General features: G+C 45.0%; 18 protein-coding genes. 11 read left to right on the top strand and 7 right to left on the bottom strand.

The genetic code is table 11. The features are described from left to right. Positions 1 to 18 precede the first annotated feature (18 nt). Positions 19 to 1,341 (bottom strand): MFS transporter, encoded by a 1,323-nt coding sequence (locus BZA03_RS03265; RefSeq protein ID WP_014949150.1) that lies wholly within the window; start codon positions 1,339 to 1,341, stop codon positions 19 to 21. A gap of 169 nt (positions 1,342 to 1,510) precedes the next feature. Between BZA03_RS03265 and BZA03_RS03260 the strand changes: the two genes are divergently transcribed. Next, a complete protein-coding gene (locus BZA03_RS03260) occupies positions 1,511 to 2,326 on the top strand; it encodes an acyl-CoA thioesterase II (protein WP_110287962.1) in 816 nt (271 codons plus the stop codon). A gap of 39 nt (positions 2,327 to 2,365) precedes the next feature. Here BZA03_RS03260 and BZA03_RS03255 read toward each other — a convergent pair whose 3' ends face one another. Next, positions 2,366 to 3,211: an HDOD domain-containing protein gene (locus BZA03_RS03255; RefSeq protein WP_014976262.1), complete on the bottom strand. Its 846-nt coding sequence runs from the start codon at positions 3,209 to 3,211 to the stop codon at positions 2,366 to 2,368. Between the two features lie 489 nt (positions 3,212 to 3,700). Here BZA03_RS03255 and BZA03_RS03250 point away from each other — a divergent pair, with 489 nt between their 5' ends. Beyond that, positions 3,701 to 4,990: a glycosyltransferase gene (locus BZA03_RS03250; protein ID WP_110287961.1), complete on the top strand. Its 1,290-nt coding sequence runs from the start codon at positions 3,701 to 3,703 to the stop codon at positions 4,988 to 4,990. A 21-nt stretch (positions 4,991 to 5,011) separates the two neighbouring features. Here the strand turns inward: BZA03_RS03250 and BZA03_RS03245 are convergent, their stop codons facing one another. Continuing rightward, positions 5,012 to 5,404 carry a SufE family protein gene (locus BZA03_RS03245; RefSeq protein WP_110287960.1) on the bottom strand — a complete coding sequence of 131 codons (393 nt, stop codon included), beginning with the start codon at positions 5,402 to 5,404 and terminating at the stop codon, positions 5,012 to 5,014. Positions 5,405 to 5,420: 16 nt separating this feature from the next. Next, positions 5,421 to 5,816 (bottom strand): DUF2750 domain-containing protein, encoded by a 396-nt coding sequence (locus BZA03_RS03240; protein ID WP_110287959.1) that lies wholly within the window; start codon positions 5,814 to 5,816, stop codon positions 5,421 to 5,423. A 317-nt stretch (positions 5,817 to 6,133) separates the two neighbouring features. On the opposite strand from BZA03_RS03240, the gene BZA03_RS03235 reads away from it, so the two are divergent. The 5 genes from BZA03_RS03235 (at position 6,134) to BZA03_RS03215 (ending at position 11,257) form a co-directional block, all read left to right on the top strand. Next, positions 6,134 to 6,853, top strand: coding sequence for a hypothetical protein (locus BZA03_RS03235; protein ID WP_110287958.1), 720 nt, complete (start codon positions 6,134 to 6,136; stop codon positions 6,851 to 6,853). Between the two features lie 183 nt (positions 6,854 to 7,036). Further along, on the top strand, positions 7,037 to 7,846 hold the full coding sequence (gene xthA, locus BZA03_RS03230; protein ID WP_014949143.1) for an exodeoxyribonuclease III: 810 nt from the start codon (positions 7,037 to 7,039) through the stop codon (positions 7,844 to 7,846). Positions 7,847 to 7,889: 43 nt separating this feature from the next. Continuing rightward, complete coding sequence (locus tag BZA03_RS03225) at positions 7,890 to 8,531, top strand: energy-coupling factor ABC transporter permease (RefSeq protein ID WP_110287957.1); 642 nt, start codon at positions 7,890 to 7,892, stop codon at positions 8,529 to 8,531. Between the two features lie 111 nt (positions 8,532 to 8,642). Beyond that, the gene (locus tag BZA03_RS03220) at positions 8,643 to 9,818 is read left to right on the top strand and encodes an FIST signal transduction protein (RefSeq protein ID WP_110288082.1); all 1,176 of its coding nucleotides are present in this window, start codon (positions 8,643 to 8,645) and stop codon (positions 9,816 to 9,818) included. Next, a complete protein-coding gene (locus BZA03_RS03215) occupies positions 9,815 to 11,257 on the top strand; it encodes a sensor histidine kinase (protein ID WP_110287956.1) in 1,443 nt (480 codons plus the stop codon). The genes BZA03_RS03220 and BZA03_RS03215 overlap by 4 nt, the downstream gene beginning before the upstream one ends. A 24-nt stretch (positions 11,258 to 11,281) precedes the next feature. Here the strand turns inward: BZA03_RS03215 and BZA03_RS03210 are convergent, their stop codons facing one another. Next, on the bottom strand, positions 11,282 to 11,845 hold the full coding sequence (locus BZA03_RS03210; protein ID WP_014949139.1) for a phosphoribosyltransferase: 564 nt from the start codon (positions 11,843 to 11,845) through the stop codon (positions 11,282 to 11,284). A gap of 77 nt (positions 11,846 to 11,922) precedes the next feature. Continuing rightward, on the bottom strand, positions 11,923 to 13,260 hold the full coding sequence (locus BZA03_RS03205) for a lipoprotein-releasing ABC transporter permease subunit (protein WP_110287955.1): 1,338 nt from the start codon (positions 13,258 to 13,260) through the stop codon (positions 11,923 to 11,925). 192 nt (positions 13,261 to 13,452) lie between these two features. Here BZA03_RS03205 and BZA03_RS03200 point away from each other — a divergent pair, with 192 nt between their 5' ends. From BZA03_RS03200 to BZA03_RS03185, 4 genes are all read left to right on the top strand, one after another. Further along, entirely contained in the window at positions 13,453 to 14,055 is a 603-nt protein-coding gene (locus BZA03_RS03200) for a PilZ domain-containing protein (RefSeq protein WP_110287954.1), read from the top strand. 58 nt (positions 14,056 to 14,113) lie between these two features. Continuing rightward, complete coding sequence (mfd, locus tag BZA03_RS03195; protein WP_110287953.1) at positions 14,114 to 17,611, top strand: transcription-repair coupling factor; 3,498 nt, start codon at positions 14,114 to 14,116, stop codon at positions 17,609 to 17,611. A 1-nt stretch (position 17,612) separates the two neighbouring features. Further along, a complete protein-coding gene (locus tag BZA03_RS03190; protein WP_110287952.1) occupies positions 17,613 to 19,364 on the top strand; it encodes a CsiV family protein in 1,752 nt (583 codons plus the stop codon). Positions 19,365 to 19,446: 82 nt separating this feature from the next. Beyond that, entirely contained in the window at positions 19,447 to 19,962 is a 516-nt protein-coding gene (locus tag BZA03_RS03185; RefSeq protein ID WP_014976252.1) for a cob(I)yrinic acid a,c-diamide adenosyltransferase, read from the top strand. Between the two features lie 46 nt (positions 19,963 to 20,008). Here the strand turns inward: BZA03_RS03185 and nagZ are convergent, their stop codons facing one another. Continuing rightward, a complete protein-coding gene (gene nagZ, locus BZA03_RS03180) occupies positions 20,009 to 21,019 on the bottom strand; it encodes a beta-N-acetylhexosaminidase (RefSeq protein ID WP_110288081.1) in 1,011 nt (336 codons plus the stop codon). Positions 21,020 to 21,100: the final 81 nt, after the last annotated feature.

Genomic DNA, 21,100 nt, shown 5'->3' with positions numbered 1-21,100 from the left:
CATGAAAGTTCGATAATACTATAAGCCTCTGGCTTCTGCCATTTCCCAATCTTTTACAATCTTCGTGCTCGTCCACAAGAACACGGCAATAGAAAGCGCGTAAGGAACTACTAGGTAGATGAGTGCCTGTCTCAATGCCTCCGTCTCGCCTAAAGATGGCACCAATGCTTGGCTAATAATACCCGTCAGCGTTGGGCCACCACCCAGAGCAATGATGTTCAATACAAAGAAGAACAACGCTGTCGACATGGCTCTTACGTTTATTGGAGCTAGTGTCTGTGCCATCGCAAAACTTGGCCCTAGGTATGAACCACTGGTGAATAACAACAGCGCCATGAGCCCTACTGATAACCACAAATCTTGCACTTGTAACGATGCATAAAATGCCGGCACACCAATAATAAGTGCGATAGCGGGCAATAGCGCATAAGCTTTTTTATTGTGCTTACCCCATCTATCAGCAATATAGCCCCCTAGCCATACACCGAGCGCATAGGCGGTGCCATTGATAATGCCAAAAACGATTAGCAACTGTGTAATATCTAAACCCGCAAAGGCGCGAACGTAGTAATCAATTACCCATGTCGATATGGCATAATTACCGAATGATCCAAAGGAAATACCCAGAGCCATTCCCCACCACGTCGGAATTTTCAGTAGCATCTTGAGCGACGACTTTACACTCGGCTTATTCGCATCATCTGCGCTTGGTAAAGAGACCGTTCTGGCAGGTTCCTTGACCGTGAGCTTAAGCAAAATAGCCAGTAACACCCCTGGAATACCCACGCTGTACATTACCGTTCGCCAGTCGGCAGAACCGCCCTGTAAAAAGAACGCTGATGCAAAAAACGCAAGCATGACGCCAAAAGGAATACCCAAAGAGTATATTGCGAGCGCGCCCGCGCGTTTTTCTTTAGGGAATAAGTCAGAAATAATACTGTGGGACGGTGGACTACCACCCGCTTCACCAATGCCGACACCAATACGTGCTATGGCAAGCTGCATGTAATTGGCAGCTAACCCAGATGCAGCGGTAAATCCACTCCAAAGCGTTAGAGAGATCGCAATGATATTAACGCGGCTGTACCTGTCGGCAAGCCATGCAATTGGGATCCCCATCACGGTATAAAGTAGCGCAAAGTAGATGCCTTTAAGCCACCCGAGTTGGGCATCATCTAACCCCAAATCGGCTTTGATAAAAGGAGATAGAATCCCAATGATTTGCCTGTCTATAAAGTTAAAGGCATACACCAAGGTTAATATGAATAGAACGTAATTCCGGTAACTTCTAGATGCTCCAGCTTCTGCAGCGGGAATACCTTCAACGTGAGTATGGGCCATAACAGTCCTTTTGAGTGACAATAGCCCAGTCTATGCATTAGGCAAAAAAATAAACAACTAATTGTTACTTATTTGTTAACATAACGAAAATTTCTAACTGAGGCTTTTCGTTCTATAGCGCTTAAGGTACGATGACAAACACTTAACTCATCAGACCAGACAAGCAAATATGACAGTAGATGAATTGCTCAATATTCCTCAATTATCTCAAACTTCGGAAAACACATGGAAAGTTGATGGACTAGTTATCCCTAAGACGTGGGGACAGGGACGAACTGCGTTTGGAGGAATTTCTGCCGGTATGCTTTACACCGCAGTAAAGCAGCAAGTCACTGATAACCGCGTGCTGCGCTCTTTTACCACTAACTTTGTTGGTCCCCTATCTCTTGAAACGCCTTTTTCTATAGAAGTAACGCTACTTAGAACAGGGAAAAACGTCTCTCAGTTCACCGCTCATGCTATTCAAGACGGCAAAAGCTGTGTTTTTTCGCAAGCCTGTTTTGGTGTTGCGCGTCAGTCAGGTATTCAAGTTGAGAATACAGATACACACGACATGCCTCAGCCGAATAAAGCAAAGTTCATCCCGCAAATACCTAAAGTTACGCCTAAATTCTTACGCTATTTTGATTTGGCAATTGAAGATGGCGGCATTCCATTTACGCGCAGAAAAACCAGCCATTATCACGGCTTTATGCGCTTCAAGCAGCCCCCCGAAGCCATCACTGATGCACATATCATTACTATGATCGACGCATGGCCACCTACACTTTTACAAATGATGAAGCTTCCGGCACCAGCCAGTACAGTAAGTTGGAAATTGGAATTTATCCATCCTCACAAGCCGGTAAGCCCGACAGACTGGTTTGCTTATAAAGCTCACACAAGACAAGCTGCAGATGGTTATGGCCATACTGAAGCGACGATTTGGGATAAGGATAATGAAGTGATTGCCATCAGTAGGCAAACCGTAGCGATTTTCGACTGATCGCTACGGCATTTCGAAAAGCACGTTAAAAACGTTACATCAATACAGCATAAACGCGTTAGGGTTAAACAGAGAAATCACCGAAATACACTGCAGGTTGGTTATATCTAGCGCGTCTTCTAAATCTTCGCGATTAAGCGACAATGCCTCATGCAATTCTGGCTTTAAGTTGTGATAACTCGGGTAGATCTCAGGGTTAACGTTATCGAGTGCCAACACATACGAGAGTTGTAGAATCTTCTCATCTGTAGAAGCAGACTCCTCCTCTTCTTTGTGGATACTGGCAATTGGCGTATAAATAGAGCTTGGAATATCCCACTTTTCAATTAATCTTGCCGATAATTCCGCATACGTGAACCCTAGCACTCCAAATTGAAGTTCAGCAGGACTTACTCTGGTGTTGAATGCCTGACAACGGGTTGCCGACTCAGGCAAAACCGAAACGGTTACCAGCTCGCCTATGTTGTGAAGCAGCCCCGAAACAAAGAGTCGCTCAGGCTCACGAATATTGCGCATATCGGCAAAGTATTTTGCCAGGAGACCGCACGATACACTTTGCTCCCAAAACTTGTCGAGATCGATACGTTGACCGTCTACATCACTGAATGCTTGGCTTACGCCATAAGCCAGTGCCAAGTCGTAAGTGGAGCGAGTCCCCACTACCTGGATGGCTCTTGTGACGGTGTCTATTTTATTAGGAAAACGATAGAGCGCTGAGTTTGCTACTCTTAGCAATTGCGTTGCCAATGACGGATCGAAAGCAATAATATCGCCGATGTCGTCAATGCTTGAAGCTTCATCATCCATACAAGCTTTAAGTCGAGTTACCGAATCAGGTAAAACAAAGAGGTTTTCCGCTTTCGAAACTAGTTCATCTAAATTCATTCGTGCACTCTCTTTCATGCCGCCTTTGTCAATATAGCGTTGAAGGCACCTCCATTCGCCTTGTGTCCATTAAGGTATAGGCACAAAAATGTAGTTGGTCAATAAGTATCAACTAGTAAAAAAGTATGATTTCTTTACTAATCATTAAGTTAACCTGAATCCTTCATAAGCCTTGATACCGCGGGGCTCATTTTCAATTTGAAAATCTTGCTTTACGCTGAACATCAACAATCCACGCAACGCCGCTGATACGCACTACACTCGTGTATTCAGCGCATCTCTGGAAGGCCTGTATTATAGCTTTTTGCCCCTTTTTACATACAAATAATTCTAATACACAGAAAAACTTAGGGTAATTACCTATAAGAATTAGATTTTCTAAGGAACACTTGCTTTTGTAATGACCAATTCAAATTTATGGTAGTATTTGCATACTATTCACTATGCCCTTGATGGCATAATTCTTAAAGCAAAAGTTGTAATCCATCCATGTTAAATGTCGTTGTTATCGGTTATGTGTGGCCTGAGCCAAATTCTTCGGCCGCGGGCCAAAATATGTTAGCTATTATTAAGCGTTGCTTATCTGCCGATTTCAATGTGACATTTCTGACCGCTGCCACCGATAGCGACCATAAAGAAGACCTTACAGCATTAGGCGTTGATATGCATTCTGTGGCACTGAATTGCAGTTCTTTTAATAGCCAAATAGCGCATATAAAGCCTGACGTTGTTATATTCGACCGCTACATGACAGAAGAGCAATTTTCTTGGCGAGTAAAAGAAGCGTGCCCAGACGCACTTCGAGTTTTAAACACTGAAGATTTGCACAGCCTGCGTCAGGCTAGGCACGAAGCGGTAAAACAGGACAATGATGCTCGCCTTGCTCAGTTAAATAGCGAATTGGCGCAAAGAGAAGTTGCAGCAATACTAAGAAGCGACCTTACATTAGTAATTTCAAAACGAGAAATGGCGCTTTTGACGGAACATTACAGTGTACCTAGAGCGCAGCTCCAATACCACCCTCTTGTGGTAGGAAAAACGCCCCTCGTCACGCTTCCTTTTGAGGAAAGAGCGCACTTTGTTCATATTGGGAACTTTCGCCATGCGCCTAATTGGGACGCGGTTCTGCAACTTAAGCAAAGCATATGGCCTGAGATAAGAAAAGCGCTACCCAAAGCAGAATTACACATATACGGCGCTTACCCGCCTAAAAAGGCCACCCAACTGCACAACGAAAAACAAGGCTTTTTGGTAAAAGGTTGGGCCGAAAATGTGGAATCTATAATGTTGAGCGCAAAGGTGCTGATTGCTCCTTTACGATTTGGCGCAGGCATTAAAGGCAAACTAATTGATGCGATGCGCTGCGCTACTCCTAGTATCACCACGTGGATAGGCGCAGAAGGTATCACTTCAACCGACTCAATCATTTCTAATAGCAATGTAAAAGAAATCGATGATCCAAAGCAGCTAGCGCAATGGCCTGGTGCGCTTTGTAGCGCGAATACAACTGACGCAGCGGTTATTCAAGACTACGTCAGACAAGCTGTGGCACTTCACAATGATAAGTCTACGTGGGATAGCGCTAGTAACTTAACGGCGACAATACTTAGCTCATTTGAAAGCGAACAGCCAGAAGTGCCGTTAATTGAAAAAATCACTGATTTAAAACAGTCGCTTAACACGCATAGAAACGGTTTATTTATGCAAAGCTTGTTGTGGCATCAAACACTGACAGCGAGCAAGTACATGAGCCAGTGGATTGAAGCAAAAAACAAATAACGGCAGCCACTAGTTTAGCGGCTAGATGCCCTTTAATTTAGCTATTACAGATTTAATCCCGTTTCCACGGGACTGACTTAAGTAGCGTTCCAGCTGACAGCGAGACAAATATCTCTCAAAGTCGAATTCACTGCGCTGCTGCGGGGTTAACTCGTTTGCTTTTTCTAACAATACTGCAAGCACGCCGCGAATCACTTTGCTAGGCGAGTAAGCCATCAAACTGCCTTGTTCGTCAGAAGTGGCGAGCCATACCGGGCTTTCACACCCTTCTACTTCTGTTTCAGCCAAACGTTTTTCCGCTGGAAGCGGGACAAGCGATTTGCCCGCAAGCATCAGTGTACGAGTAAAATCGTCCCACCCTTTCGCGTTAGCCAAAGATGAAGCCAGAGGAAGCAAAGTTTCGAGAGAACTCATGATCTCTATACCTTGCTTAATTTCCGCTAAGCTCTGAGGCTAAGTCATCTGCAGTCATAACTAGGTTTTCAACATCACTCGTGGTGGGGAACATTACTAGCTCAACGCCATTCTTATCAAGGCCTGGCAACCAAGTTTGCATAAACTCATCGAGTGTAATATTCACGCATTGGCCCTCAATTTCGTTTATATCTACAAACTTTTGAGCTAAATCGTGATGCGGGAATACCGGCAGCTGAACGCTTTCACCACCTTCAAACATCACAAAACCTTCACTACCTTGCACCATCCAAATTTCTTTTGCTTTTGCAATATAGCTCACTACAAGCTCTTGTCGGTCTTCTGCACTTAGCTTCATCGCTTGCTCGATAACCGCATCACTTAATTTGTCTGCAACTGTTTCTGGAAACACGTTATTTCACCTATCTCAAATTTTGCGGCAAGTATACCTGCCCCAGTAATAGGCGCAATGCAATAAACGTTAAAAAAGCCCCCTCGGCTAACACACTTACAAAGACACCCATCCATAGCTCTTCTTCATCATCAAAAACATTATTAAGAAGACACCCAAGTTTACCCCTGAAATTACGGGAATCACTCCCGGTTGTAACTCGATCAGCCACTACATTATTAACATTGACATTTTTCGCCCGTTACGAAGACACCCATGATAAAGTTAGAGCAAATCATCCAACGCTGTGAAAGCTTAAACGCAAAGACCTTTACCTCATGCGCAATCTATTTACTGCTCTTAAGCAAGACACCCATGCCAACCACGCTATTTTGGAAAATACCTTTCCCTTCTCGATGTACCACAAAGATAGTGAGTTTAACCATGAGGCCTATCTTGCCATCCTTAACATCATGAGGGTGTTTCACCAAACAACAGCAGAAACCGTAAAACAGGCTGCACTCCAGACCCCTTCCCTTAACCGCATCGCCTCAATGCTCAATAGCGAAGTTGTTCTACTAGCGCTTAACAATGACGCCCACGCGTTGTCGTCCGCAACACTTTCTGCTCAACAACGTTACAATGACAGCCATGCCAAGCTCGAACCTACTACAAGAATAAAAAACAAAGATGAGCCTGCATTAAACGCCCAGGCTATCGCACAGTTAACTCCTTGCTCCAATTCAACCACCAGCCATGCCATCGCAGCTATCTATGTATGGTTGGGCTCATCAATGGGCGCCAACATTATTGTTAGGCGGTTAGAAGCCATGACGTTAGATATTCCTACCGAGTATTATCAAGCGATGGCTGGATGTGCCAAAGCATGGGTGTCTTTCAAACAAGAAGTAGAAACACTCTTACCCGAGCTCGGCCTAGATAATGAAAGCTTTGTTAAGAACGCGGTGCAAGACGCAAATGCTTGGTTTGAGTTTTTGATTTCACTGGGCAAGCGCACGGCACCAAATGCCACTCCCTACCATGAGGCAAGCGTGTGATTAATGGATGACTAAATTTATGCTAATGACGAGATTCTAATACACAGCGATTTCACCATTAGCTATAAATAAACTTAATCTAGCCAATCGACTGAATGCATTAATATAGTGGCAAAACGTCGTTAAGCGGCCGTGCAGTTTCTGGTAAACTCTAGCCAAATTCGAAGCAACCACTAAAAAAGCATGAAAGTAATCTCATTTAATATAAACGGTATTCGCGCTCGTCTACATCAACTTCAGGCGGTTATCGACGCACACCAACCCGATATTATTGGCTTACAGGAAATTAAAGTTCACAACGAACAGTTTCCGGTAGAAGCCGTTGAGGCCATGGGCTATCACGTTTATTTCCACGGACAAAAAAGCCATTACGGCGTTGCTTTTTTGGCGAAGAAAGAGCCGCTTTCTGTGTCGATGGGTTTCCCAACAGATGACGAAGACGCCCAACGTCGCATGATTATTTTAAAAACCACCGATGATGCTGGCGAGCCCGTTACCGTTCTAAATGGTTACTTTCCTCAAGGCGAAAACGAAAAGCATGAAACCAAGTACCCAGCTAAGCGTAAGTTCTACAAAGACTTAATGACTTATCTAGATGATAACCACACACCAGATGACAACGTGATTGTTATGGGCGATGTCAACATCTCTCATACAGACTTGGACATTGGTATTGGTGAAGACAACCGCAAACGTTGGCTGAAAACTGGAAAATGCAGCTTCTTGCCGGAAGAGCGTGAGTGGTTGAACACAGTAATTGACTGGGGCTTTGAAGATAGTTTTCGAACACTCAACCCAGAGACAAACGACAAGTTTTCATGGTTCGATTACCGCTCAAAAGGATTCAACGATAATCGTGGCCTTCGCATAGATTTGATTTTGGCAACAAAACCGCTTCATGCAAAACTACATGACGCCGGTATTGATTATGAGCTAAGAGGCATCGAAAAGCCGTCTGATCACGCGCCTATTTGGGCTGAGTATAAAGGGTAAACAGTACTAAATACTGCTCCCCACCATTAACTAAGGAGTAAAAGTGAGTTCACTACAACTGCTAGCATTGCTGATTTACGGTGTATTTTTACTCGGTGCGGTCAGGCATGTGGACTTTACTCATTTTGCGAGTAACAAGCAGCAGCAACACCTTATTTTTGGAACTGCTGCTTCGCTTTTCGTTCTCTGGTTGTTTAAAGCAGGCATCTTCGAGGGCCTAGATGTTCATTTTCTAGGCCTTTCAGTTTTGACATTAATGCTCGGCTTTAGAAACGCTATTATTGCATCGTTTATCGCGCTATTAGGCGCAAACGCAGTCGGCTACGGAAGTTGGGAAAACTTTGGCGTTAACGGGCTACTCGGCACCGTTGTACCTATTGGCATAACCTATCTATTTTATATGCTTTCTTTTCACCGTATCCCTCGACAACTTTTCGTGTACATTTTTGTTTGTGCCTTTTTCCCTGCCGCTCTTTCTATTGCATTAAAGACGCTAACGCTCGGTGCGTTTTATTACATTGAAGGTACATATACTTGGGACATCATTTTTGACAACTACGTTTTGCTTATACCACTTTTGGTCTTTCCTGAAGCTCTGTTAAACGGTATGGCGATAACGCTTTTAGTGATCTACCAGCCAACGTGGGTTTATACCTTTCACGACAAGTTTTACCTCGATAATTAAGTTCTCTTCAACACGTTTACTGTAACTCGTGTAACTCTTCAACTAATGTTTAATAAGCTTTTCCTAATTTCAATCTATTATTAAAGAGTATGGTTGAGTGGTAAAGGCCGAATGTATATACAAACATTTTCGTTGGAGTGTAACGACGCACCTAGTATGGCGTCCGAAATAGATAGGTTATTTAGTGAAAATACACCTTCACTCGTTATTGGCTACGGCAATGCAGACTTACCTTTTAACGAGCTTCAACATGGCCTTAGCGCGTTTACCGCGCCTTATTTCATTTCCAGCTCTTGTTTAGGAGCGCTACTTTGCGACGGCAGTACCGTTGACGCGGGGTGCCAGTTAGCGCTTTTTTGTGTGAATGACGATGGTGGAGCCTACGGCGTTGGAAGTGCAGGCGCCTCCTGCTACAGCGCCTTTGAAGCTGGCGCCATCGCGTTACAAAATGCGCTAAACAATGCGGGAAGACCTTATGAAAGCCCAGCGTTAATTTGGTGTGCGTTGCCGCCAGGAGAAGAAGAAAGAATACTTGAAGGTTTCGCCAGCATTGTAGGGACTCAAGTTCCTATTTTTGGTGGTTCAATGGCAGACAACACGGTTTCAGGCGACTGGACAACCGTTACAAAAGATGCGTGCGGACCACACACTGTGGTAGTTGCAGTTATGTATCCCTCTACTCCATTAGGGGTGAGTTATAGCTCAGGATACAAGCCAACCGATACCCTATTTAAAGCAACGAAAGCGAAAGGACGCCAACTACAACAGCTTAACAATAGCGGTGCAAGCACCGTTTATAACAAAGCGACCAATAACCTTATCGCTCAACAGCTATATGGCGGTCAAATTTTAGGACTAACATCGTCAGCACCGCTAGGCAGACCAGTAGAATTAGACAACGGTGCGGTGAATTACCTTCTGTGCCACCCCGATTCTGTCGATGAAAGTGGTGCACTACATGTTTTTTCAGAAGTAGAAGAAGGTGAAGAGTTGGTGTTGATGGAAGGTAGCATTTCTAGCCTTACGTCTCGTGCAGAGCGTGTGATAAACAATGCGGTTATGTTGCTGCCCGAAAATAGAAAGCCTGTTGGCGTACTAATGATTTACTGCGCAGGATGTCGCTTGATGGTTGGAGACGAAATTAATTTCATGCTGAATTCGCTGCAAGAAAAATTTCCAGCATTACCTATTTGCGGCCCGTTTACTTTTGGCGAGCAAGGGCGCTTTTTAGATGGCAAGAACAGACACGGCAACCTTATGATATCAGCGGTAGTGTTCTCTCAATGAATAAAGATTACGAAAATGTTTTAGAAGATCTAGCGCTTGTTTACCGCCTTAAACAGCAGGCTGAGGCACATAAGAAGGAAAGCGATGCTTTGCTAGAAGGCACTCGCGTATTACTTACCGCAGAGGACGAACAAGACCTTTATAAAAAAATGTTTAGTGTGTTCAAAGGACTTTATAATTATCAAGTTTGCTTTGTTCTTGAGAATGAAAGCGCTGGCAAAATGAGGTGCATTAACAGCACCCATCCACCGCTACTTAACACCGTATGGCAAATCGATGACACGCTCTCCCGCGCGGTAAAAAGTGAGCCTATAGCACTATTCAACATCAAGCAGCAAGCGACGTGGCAACGCCACCTATCCTTATTCGACACGCCCGTCACCTCTGTACTTTATTGTCCATTTAAAGTACATCAGCAACACGCAGTTATTGTGTTTTGCCATCAAGCTCTGGGTTATTACACCCAAGAATTTGTGGATATGGCTAACAGATACCGTACCTTTACCGAGCAAATGGCCATGGGGATGCAGGCTAAGCTAATGGCGCTTGAAACGGTGAGGTTGAAAGAAGAAAAAGCCATTGTAGAAAAAAGCCTTATCGATTCAGAAAAAATGGCATCGCTAGGTTTACTTGCCGCTGGTGTTGCCCATGAAATTAATAACCCTGTTGCTTTCATTAATAGCAACATTCACTTTTTAAGGAACGTGCTGCCTGCGCTATCGCAAATGCAAGACATCGTCTTACAATTGGCATCTAGCGCAACCGACGATGAGAGGCTGAAGGTAGCTGAAGCTGCGAAACAGTGGAAGGTTGAAAATAAGATTGATTCATTAAGCGACGAAATTGCAGATATTTGCAGCGAATCAGAGGAAGGCCTAAATAGAGTTACAGACATTATCACCAGTCTTCGCTCTTTTTCCCACGATGCAGATATTCCCGATGATGAAACCGTAAACGTGAACGACTGCATAGCTCACGCCTTGCGATTAGTAAACAGTGAATTGAAGCACCGCATAAAGATTCAACAGCACCTAAGCGATGTGCCTTTAATTAAGGGAAAAACAGGAAAATTAAACCAAGTATTAGTCAATTTATTCGTAAATGCTGCGCAAGCGATGGAAGATGGGGATAAATTAACTATTTCTTCGTTTGAAGAAAAAGATCACACCGTCATAACGGTAAAAGATACGGGCTGCGGTATAGAAAAGCATGCCCTTCAAAAGCTCTTTGAACCGTTTTACACCACCAAACCAACCGGCAAAGGCACTGGGTTAGGACTTTATATCTCGTTCTCCATCGTTGAAGCGATGGGGGGAACCATTAGCGTAGAAAGTGAAGTAAACGTGGGCACCACATTTACCCTATCTTTTCCAACAAAGTTGGAAGATAAAAAAACCGCACAAGCGTGCGGTTTAGATACGTTTGACAGCAACTCCTAGTCGCTTATATCAAGCAATTACTCACTACTTTTTGAACAAAATGTCCATAACGTCAGCCAGCTCGCCTTTGCCTTCACGAATTTCTTCTTCCGACAAACCCGCAATTTCATGAGGGAAAACTAGCCATTCATCACTTTCGTTAACGTAATAATCTGGCACGATGTCTGTTGTGTTGTTTTGCGGCTTGTACCACGGACATGCAATGCGAATATCTTTAGGCATGTTCAAACGCATTAGTTTATTAATTTGCTTAATAAGTGCATCTACGCTGCGGCCTGAATCGAAAACATCATCAACAATCAACAACTTGTCATCAGCATTCGCGTTTTCTACCAAGTAGTGTAATCCGTGCACACGGATCTCTTTCGATTGTTTGTTTATTCCGTAGTAAGACGATGTACGTACTGCGATATGGTCGGTTGACGTATTCTTAAATTCAAAGAATTCTTGAACCGCGATACCAATGGGAGCACCACCACGCCAGATACCAATAATAAAGTCAGGGCGAAAGCCGTCTTCATACACCTTTGCCGCTAGGCGAAAGGAATCCTGTAGAAGCGATTGCGAGGTGATAAAATTCTTGTTCATGACGTCTCACTGGGCAAAATTTAAAAGACCGCGAGTATAGTGAATTTTGCACTAACTTGCACGGTAAATTCAGCGATTTATTCGTTTTGGAGCGCTTGCGATGGTGCAATTTTCATCGCTTTGCGCGCTGGATAAACGCTGGCTAAAACACACAGTAGCAAAGACAGCAAAGCAATGCCTGCAATTTGTACAACGTCCATTTCAATTGGCAGCCCTCTACCGTCTGCCGCTAAGGCTAACGGCGACCCGATAAGGTCCAAAATGTTATTTAATTGGAGCGTAATCACTACGCCTAATACTAGACCAATGCCAGCGCCTTTAATGCCGTTAAACAAACCGTTTAACACAAAAATCCACATTACTGAACTGGGTAACATACCTTGAGTTTGGAGTACTGCGATATCGCCTTGTTTTTCCGTTACCACCATTACCAGTGCCGAAACGATATTAAATGCCGCTACCGCGATAATAAGCAGCAACATGAGTGTCATCATGTTCTTCTCCATCTTGACGGCATCAAATAGCGGCCCCTGACGCTCACGCCAAGTCTTCATATTATTTACAGAGACACCCACCCTATCGGTGAGCGCGCTAACAACTGCTTGATAGTTAAAAGCGTCATTTAAAAATAGCCGGAGGGATTGTTCGCTACCTTTAGGATCTCGCATTAAGCGGTTAACGTCTTCAAGGTTCATATACATCACCTTGTCGTCCATCTGTGAACCCATATCGAATACACCCACCACGGTTACAAGCCGTTGACTTGGCATTCTTCCAAACGGTGTATACACACTTGCACCAGCCACCATGACACGCAATCTATCTCCTACTCGTGCTTCAAGTTTTATGGCAAGCGAGCGCCCAATGATCGCTGCAAAACTTCCTTTGGTTAGATCGCTAAATCGCCCCTGCTCCATATGGTTAGCAACCAAAGTGTGCTCAATCATTACTTCAGGTTGAACACCGTGAACCTGGACACCACGCAAGTCCGAGCGAGACTGCACTACTGCTTCAGCTTCCCTGTAAGCCATAGTGGCAACAACGCCTTTGATGGGTGTCTCGCTAATTTCTTTTAAAGTCACTGTCTGCGTTTTTTCTGCAGTTTGCGTGGGTGTCTCTGTAATTGCATTGGATGTCCTGCTAGGGTTCTCGCTTATGATGGGTGTCTTTGTAATTTCACTCTCGCTTATGATGGGTGTCTTTGTAACTTCAATATGAGGGACAATGCCTAAGATGCGCTGTTTTAGTTGACCTTCTAGGCCGTTCATAACAGACACAACGATAATGAGCGCCATCAACCCCAGTGCAATACCGGCCACTGAAAATCGATTAATAAATGAAACAAAACTGGTTTGGCTTGCTTTGTTAGACTTGGCATAACGATAAGCAATGAATGCAGAAAGAGGATAAAACATAGCGCCTTGCTTTTCAGTAATACGGTAATCTGCCTTATGTTTAGCTATGCTTAATGAATGAAAAATTCAGATAAGTAGCCCAAAGACGAGATGACGGGTTAACCCCAAAATAGTAAAGTGGGTATACTACGTGTGATCGGTATACTACTTATAAGTTACTAACTGCACAAGAATTAGTGGCAGAGGAATGATGTGAGCGAACTTAGCCTAGAACAAAAAAAAGCCCAATTCGATGAATATTTTTCTATCGCACATCGCATAAACGCCAATATGCGCCCGTTAGGTGAAGACGAAGTAGTGCCAGATGAAGAAAACTTAGAGGAGTCGATGCCGTATGCATTTCGCATTGCCAGCGAAATGGCCGCTATTGAAGCACAGGCAATTCGTCCGCTTCGCAACCTAAGTGATCATGCTGAGTCGCTGACTGATTACTTAAACCATCAGGCACGAAAAATCGATTTGATGATGTCATTCGTTTTGCACCAGCAAGACGAACCAGAGTTTCGCTTCAAAACCGTAAAGCTCGGTGGTGGCGGTGTAGTCATCGAGTCAAAAGAAGCGTTGGACGTGGGTGCTAAGGCGGAACTTAAACTTTTCTTGGATGCCGAAGCAGCAGCAATTTTTTGTTATGGCGAAGTAATTACTTGCGAGCAAGTTGAAGATAGTTACCATATTGCCTTTATTTTTAACACCATTCGAGAGCAAGATCAGGAGCTTTTGGTTCGCGCTAGCTTGCATATTCAAACACAACAGTTAAGAAAGCGGGCAAAAGAAAAAAAAGCGGGATCTGAATAGACCCTAACATCAGTATATAAGCCGTAAAACTCATCTTGCACTTAAAAAACAGGACGTCATGACAGCCACTTTATTATCGCTTCCATTACCTGCGCCTAAAAAAGAAGCCTCTTCACAAGATCACAAACACTGGGGCCAACTCCAAGGCAGTAGTGCCGCGCTGTGCATTAGCCAAGCACTCAGCCAATACAAAGGCCCTATTGTACTGATTACCGCCGATACTCCATCGGCAATGAAGCTCGAAAAAGAAATAGCTTTTTTCTTAAGCGATAATACAAAGCAGACACCTATTACCCTGTTTCCAGATTGGGAAACACTGCCCTACGATTCGTTTTCGCCTCATCAAGACATTGTTTCTCAGCGATTAGAAACCCTTTTCCGCTTCACACAGCAAGGCGAAGGCATATTCATCGTGCCTGTTAATACGTTAATGCAGCGTTTAGCCCCTACCGATTATTTAGCAAAGTATTTGCTTATGCTAAATAAGGGCGACACCTTAGATAGAGATCAGTTCAGACGCAATCTCGAGCAAGCCGGCTACCTGCATGTTAGTCAGGTAATGAGCCACAGCGAATTCTCGGTGCGCGGCAGCATCATCGACCTTTTTCCGATGGGAAGCGACCAGCCATTTCGAATAGACTTGTTTGATGACGAAATCGACTCCATTCGCTATTTCGATACTGAAACCCAGCGCTCTGGCGAGGCTGTTAACGAAATTCGCTTGCTTCCAGCACGAGAATTCCCCACAGACAAAGAGGCAATCACGCTTTTCCGCCAGCAGTTTTTAGAAAAGTTCGACGCAAACAATGCATCTGAAAGCGTATTTTCTCAGGTAAGCAAGGGCACCATGCCGAGCGGTGTGGAATATTATCTTCCTCTCTTCTTTGAAAAAACCGCCACGCTTTTTGACTATCTTCACCCTAAAAGCCTGCTATTACTTCACGGTGATGTTCAAGACGCCAGCGAGTTTTTCTGGGCCGACGTACAAGAACGTTACGAGCAGTATCGTTATAACTTAGCCCGTCCACTGCTTGCACCAGACGAGCTGTTTTTACCTATAAATGAGCTATTTGGTGCCATAAAACAATGGCCACGTGCATCCCTTTCCAGCAAGGTACTTGAAGAAAAATCAGGTACTAGCAACCTTCAGTGCGAAAAGCTTGATGATATTGCGATTAACTCGCAGAAAAAAGTACCTGCTGAACGACTTATTAAAACGGTAAATCAAGCCACTGACAACGGGGCTAAGGTACTGTTTTGTGCTGAAACCCAAGGTCGCCGAGAGGGTTTGCTAACCGTACTCGCAAAAGCAGGCATCAAACCAAAGATTGTTGATAGCTTTAGCGATTTTATCGCAAGCCACGACGCCATTGGCATTACCGTGGGTATGGTTGATAACAGTTTCCGCTGGCAAACTCAGGAAGGCGAGCTGTTATTCATTACCGAAACCGAACTATTAGGGCAAAAGGTAAGCCAGCGCCGTCTTCGCGATAAACGCACCGCCACCGACGAAAGCGCCATTATCCGCAACCTGGCCGAACTTTCTATTGGTCAGCCTGTGGTGCACCTCGATCACGGTGTTGGCCGTTATTTGGGCCTTCAAACGTTGGACGCGGGCGGCGTAGCAACCGAATATTTGTGCATCGAGTATGCCAAGCAATCTAAGCTTTACGTGCCTGTGGCCTCGCTTCACTTAATTTCACGCTACACCGGTGGCGACGCCGACAGTGCGCCAGTTAGCGCCCTTGGCTCTGACGCATGGACAAAAGCCAAGCAAAAAGCCGCCGAAAAAGTTCGTGACGTAGCGGCTGAGCTTTTAGATGTATATGCCCGCCGCGCAGCCAAGCCAGGTTTTGCCTACAAAATAAATTGGGATGACTACCAAGCCTTCTCAGACAGCTTCCCCTTTGAAGAAACACCCGACCAAGCCCAAGCCATCGCTGCGGTTATGCACGACATGGGCAGTCCATCGGCTATGGATCGCCTCGTTTGCGGTGACGTAGGTTTCGGTAAAACCGAAGTTGCCATGCGCGCAGCCTTCCTTGCCGCTAATGCAGGTAAACAGGTGGCCATATTAGTGCCTACCACCCTGCTTGCGCAGCAACACTATGAGAACTTTAAAGACCGTTTCGCGGCATGGCCGTTTGAAATTGAAGTCATGAGCCGCTTTGTTAGCGGCAAAGCGCAAAAATCTGTGGTTGATCGTATCGGCGAAGGCAAAGTAGATATCGTAGTAGGCACACATAAACTGCTGTCTAGCGATATTAAATATAAAGACTTAGGCCTTGTGATCATCGACGAAGAACATCGCTTTGGCGTGCGTCAAAAAGAGAAACTTAAGTCATTACGTGCCGATGTTGATATCCTTACCCTAACGGCAACGCCTATTCCTCGTACGCTTAACATGGCGTTATCAGGCATGCGCGACTTATCGATTATTGCCACAGCCCCGGCGCGTCGTTTATCAATTAAGACTTTTGTGCAGCAGCGTAATAAAGCCGTTATTCGCGAAGCCATTATGCGTGAGATACTGCGCGGCGGTCAGGTTTACTTCCTTCACAACGAAGTGGATAGCATTGCGCGAACGGCCGAAGAAATCGCTGAAATCGTTCCTGAAGCCCGTATTGCAGTGGGTCACGGCCAAATGCGCGAGCGTGAACTTGAAGGCGTAATGAGCGACTTCTACCACCAGCGCTACAACGTACTTGTGTGTACTACCATCATTGAAACAGGTATCGACGTACCAAGTGCGAATACCATTATTATGGATAGAGCCGACCATTTAGGTTTAGCGCAGCTGCACCAGCTTCGTGGTCGTGTGGGTCGCTCGCATCATCAAGCGTACGCCTACTTATTAACGCCTCATCCAAAGCGCATGACCAAAGATGCAGTAAAACGTTTAGAAGCAATATCGCAGCTTGAAGATTTAGGTGCAGGTTTTGCGCTTGCTACCCACGATTTAGAAATTCGTGGTGCCGGTGAGCTGTTAGGCGATGACCAATCGGGGCAAATAGCGAGTATTGGTTTCAGTTTGTATATGGATATGCTTGATAAAGCCGTTAACGCGCTTAAAGAAGGCCGAGAGCCTTCATTAGACGACGCGACCTCGGGCCATACCGAAGTTGAACTGCGTATTCCAGCCCTATTGCCTGAAGACTATATTGCCGACGTTAACACTCGCCTATCGCTATATAAGCGCCTGGCAAGCTGTATGTCGCAAGACGACATTGATGAATTCCAGGTAGAATGTATTGACCGCTTTGGTCTATTGCCAGAGCCAGCTAAAAACTTGATAGAAGTGGCTGAAATTAAACTAAAAGCCCAGGCGTTAGGCATTCTAAAAGTAGACTTGTCGGCCCAAGGCGGTACCATAGAGTTTAAAGAAACCACTAAGGTTAACCCAGGCTATATTATTAGTTTGGTGCAAACCAAACCAAACACCTTTAAGTTTGAAGGAAGCCAAAAACTGCGTTTGGTGAAAAAGACCGAAACAGCTAAAGAGCGCATCGCGTTTATTAGCGATATTATTGCCGATTTTGCAAAGGAGTCGCGGTAACATGAAGTTATCTCGCTGGTGCCCGTTAGTTGCATCAATAAGCGCCGTTTTCTCAACGACAATTTCAACTGCAGCTAACGCCAATGACAACTGGTGGTTCGATGTGGAAGTTATTGCGTTTAAGCGCAACGTGGCACTAACTGAGTTAGAAGAGCAGTTTTCTTTGGCTGACAACTTGTCAGCCCCTCGCGCTCAGGCAGACATCATCAGCGATATCATTTCGCCTGATATAAGCTATCTAAAACAAGGGTTAGCCGTTTGCGGCGCTGATACATCGGTTAAGTGGCCTAGCAACGGACTTTTGAGCGTGCCCGCAAAAGATGTAGATTTTTTGTCGCTGCCTAAAGATAACAGTGCGCAGTACGGTGACATGTCTCCTAGCTCTTACTCTGAAGAAGCGGGCTATGGATATAATGAAACATCTGGTTTAACAGCCAATGAGCCAACTCCTACACCAGACGTAGCGAGTCAGGCACAAAGCGAAACCATTAATGTCGATGAGTATGGCGCTACTTATTCTTCAACAGACTCCGACTATAGCGATAGCCTTGACTACTCAAATGAGGGGTTCATCACTGACGACGTCACACCCGCTCCTGATGCTGCAACCATCGCCAGCTATTGGACGTCATTCTTCGGCGTAAAAGATTCCTCACCTGTCACGGTGCCTGTATTTAAGTACTGTGAAGAAGCGAAGCCATGGCTTAGCGCTGAGGTAACCACTGCACTGAACGTTGTTGTTCCAGGCGACGACGAACTAAACTCAGGCGTTTCGACAAGCGAGAGCAAGTCTAGAAGCAGCGCGCTTCAACCTGTAATCGTATGGAAGGTGAATCAGCCGGATAATAGGCTACCCGCTCCAGCAAGTTTACCTATTATCATTGAAGGGCACGACTGGCCGCTTGCGTCAAAAGCGCATCTGCTTACCAGTAATCAGCAAGCACTGTCTTCAATTTCTCGCCAAATACGTTCTAATCGCGAGCTAGAGCGTTTGTTTCACGCAACCTGGCGTCAGCCAGTTATGTTTGGTAAGAACAAAGCTTTCAACGTGCGTCTTTATGGTGGGCAAAACTACGCGCAGCAGTTTGACTTGAACGGTGATATGCGAGCTCCAAAACACGTTGATAATGTAAACAGTGAAACTGACGATTCCGCTCCAGAGTTTGGTTACGGCTCCACCGCCGCTCTTACTGATAATGATGCTTATAAAAACACATCGAGCACAGATGAAAACAGCCTAAGTGGTGTAAGTACTGCTTTTGAAGCTGATAAGCCTACAGCGCAAGGCACTGATCAATATCTTGCTGTTTCAGATATTTTTGCCGATTTGGACCGCCGTTTGTCAAACCCACAGGCTATAGAGTATGGCGCATTTAAAGCGCTTGATACGCCGATGATTGTAGAGCAAGGTGAAGATGACACTACCGATGCTTCATTAAGAACCCCCATTTGGGAAATTGACGGCACTATCAAAGTATTTCTTAAATATATCAACCGCGTACCTTACCTTCATGTAGATGGCGAGATGTTTTATCGCCAGCCGGTACCAATGAGCTACTTCAGCAGTGAAGATGACAGCACTGGTAATGCTGCTAAGCCCCGTCAGGCGACATCAACAGCGTACAAACTGGTTTCAGTTCCGTTAGCTGAACAAAGACGTGTAATCAGTACGCAACTGCATTATTTCGACCACCCGCTGTTTGGTTTTGTAGTACAAATTCGTCGCTACAATCGCCCTGACGTTAGCGAGTGATTTGAGTAAACGCTTAGTGTAAGTGCTTTGGTTTTAAATACAAAAAGCAACATTTGCGATTGATAGAGAGATATAGGTTTTTATGAAGATTTACACTCGCACTGGTGATAAGGGCAGCACGCAAATTTACGCTGACAAAGCCGTTCGTGTAGATAAGGATGATTTAGTAGTACAAAGCTACGGCGATATGGACGAACTTAATAGCCACATCGGGCTACTAGCAGCGCATGTTACTGACAAACATAAGCCAATGCTCCAGGACATTCAGCGCAACCTGTTTCAAGCTGGCTTTGCTATTTCAGCAAGCTCAACGCTGACGCAAACTGATATTGAGAACCTAGAAAGCCTTATAGACAATATTACCCGTCAAATGCCGCCTAATACGTCGTTTGTGCTGCCTGGCGGATGTAAGGCTGCTGCCCAGGCTCATGTTTGTCGAGCTGTATGCCGCCGGGCTGAACGTGCTGTCATTAGCCTATCTAAACATTATGACGTGCCCGAAGTGGTACATGCTTATTTAAATCGCTTAAGCGATTTTCTCTTCACTTTTGCGCGATTTATGAATGTAGAAGCTGGCGTAGACGAAGTACCAGTATAAGCAAACGGCATTAAAAACAGAAAATGAAAAACGGTAGTTATAAAAACTACCGTTCGCTTAAACGCTTCACCAGCTCAACCGCACTGTCGTATTTATCATTAAGCCCTACTGGCATAATACGATCGTAAAGCGCCATAACGCGCCCTCGCTTTTGTAAATCGCTTTTAGACGGGTTAGCAAAGCGCGTTTCCAATGCATCAAGGATAGTCTCAGCCCCTTTCGGATTATTGCAGGCAAGTACCATATCACAACCTGCTTCCAGTGCTGCCTCAGCACGCTCAACGTAACTTCCCGCAACACTTGCGCCGTGCATAGACAAGTCATCAGAGAATACTGCGCCGCCAAAGCCTAGATCCTGTTTAAGGATATCCTGCAGCCATCTAGTTGAGAAACCCGCAGGCTTATCGCACACCTGATTATAAATAACATGGGCAGGCATAACGCCATCAAGCAACGCACGCTCAATTAAGCGTTCAAAGACCACCATATCTGTACTGCGTATTTCATCAAATTCGCGTTCATCGACGGGTAACGCTACATGAGAATCTGGCGCTACACTGCCATGCCCAGGAAAGTGCTTTCCAATAGCTGGCATATTTACGGCTTTTAGACCTTGGATTAGATAAGCGGCAAGACGAATAACGTCGTCTGCATTGTCTGAAAATGCCCTGTCACCAATAACTTGCGATACACCATTTATATCAAGCACCGGTGCAAAGCTAAAATCGATATCTAAGGTTTTAAGTTCATAAGCCAATACTAATCCACACGCTTTTGCGTATGCAGCACTTTCATCTTGATGCTCTGACTGCCTTAAAATATCGCCCATTGCAGGTATGGCAGTAAAGCCTTCACGAAAACGCTGAACGCGGCCTCCTTCATGATCGACGGCGATCAGTACTGGACGCTTTGCAAAGCGTCTTATATCTTGAACCAGCGCAGAGAGCTGACGCTTGTCGTGATAGTTGCGGCTAAATAAAATAACGCCACCCACTACTGGATGTGTTAACTTTTCCTTTTCTTCAGGCAGAAGTTCTTCGGCCTGACAATCCAACATTAATGGCCCCACGGCACCGCCTTAGTATGTGTCATAAAACATCACTTCAATTTTGCAAGTTCTGTAGTTAGGATAGAGAAA

It is taken from the genome of Alteromonas sp. I10, assembly GCF_003201515.1.
Taxonomy (GTDB): Bacteria; Pseudomonadota; Gammaproteobacteria; order Enterobacterales; family Alteromonadaceae; genus Alteromonas; species Alteromonas macleodii.
This window is presented reverse-complemented; position numbering and strand designations above follow the sequence as displayed.

Excerpts from the sequence above, each read along its gene's own strand:
- BZA03_RS03215 (WP_110287956.1), top strand. The coding sequence starts at position 9,815 with ATGAATAAAGATTACGAAAATGTTTTAGAAGATCTAGCGCTTGTTTAC.
- BZA03_RS03190 (WP_110287952.1), top strand. The coding sequence starts at position 17,613 with ATGAAGTTATCTCGCTGGTGCCCGTTAGTTGCATCAATAAGCGCCGTT.
- BZA03_RS03255 (WP_014976262.1), bottom strand. The coding sequence starts at position 3,211 with ATGAATTTAGATGAACTAGTTTCGAAAGCGGAAAACCTCTTTGTTTTA.
- BZA03_RS03260 (WP_110287962.1), top strand. The coding sequence starts at position 1,511 with ATGACAGTAGATGAATTGCTCAATATTCCTCAATTATCTCAAACTTCG.
- nagZ (WP_110288081.1), bottom strand. The coding sequence starts at position 21,019 with ATGTTGGATTGTCAGGCCGAAGAACTTCTGCCTGAAGAAAAGGAAAAG.
- BZA03_RS03250 (WP_110287961.1), top strand. The coding sequence starts at position 3,701 with ATGTTAAATGTCGTTGTTATCGGTTATGTGTGGCCTGAGCCAAATTCT.
- BZA03_RS03185 (WP_014976252.1), top strand. The coding sequence starts at position 19,447 with ATGAAGATTTACACTCGCACTGGTGATAAGGGCAGCACGCAAATTTAC.
- xthA (WP_014949143.1), top strand. The coding sequence starts at position 7,037 with ATGAAAGTAATCTCATTTAATATAAACGGTATTCGCGCTCGTCTACAT.
- BZA03_RS03265 (WP_014949150.1), bottom strand. The coding sequence starts at position 1,341 with ATGGCCCATACTCACGTTGAAGGTATTCCCGCTGCAGAAGCTGGAGCA.
- mfd (WP_110287953.1), top strand. The coding sequence starts at position 14,114 with ATGACAGCCACTTTATTATCGCTTCCATTACCTGCGCCTAAAAAAGAA.
- BZA03_RS03205 (WP_110287955.1), bottom strand. The coding sequence starts at position 13,260 with ATGTTTTATCCTCTTTCTGCATTCATTGCTTATCGTTATGCCAAGTCT.
- BZA03_RS03210 (WP_014949139.1), bottom strand. The coding sequence starts at position 11,845 with ATGAACAAGAATTTTATCACCTCGCAATCGCTTCTACAGGATTCCTTT.
- BZA03_RS03245 (WP_110287960.1), bottom strand. The coding sequence starts at position 5,404 with ATGAGTTCTCTCGAAACTTTGCTTCCTCTGGCTTCATCTTTGGCTAAC.
- BZA03_RS03235 (WP_110287958.1), top strand. The coding sequence starts at position 6,134 with ATGCGCAATCTATTTACTGCTCTTAAGCAAGACACCCATGCCAACCAC.
- BZA03_RS03220 (WP_110288082.1), top strand. The coding sequence starts at position 8,643 with ATGTATATACAAACATTTTCGTTGGAGTGTAACGACGCACCTAGTATG.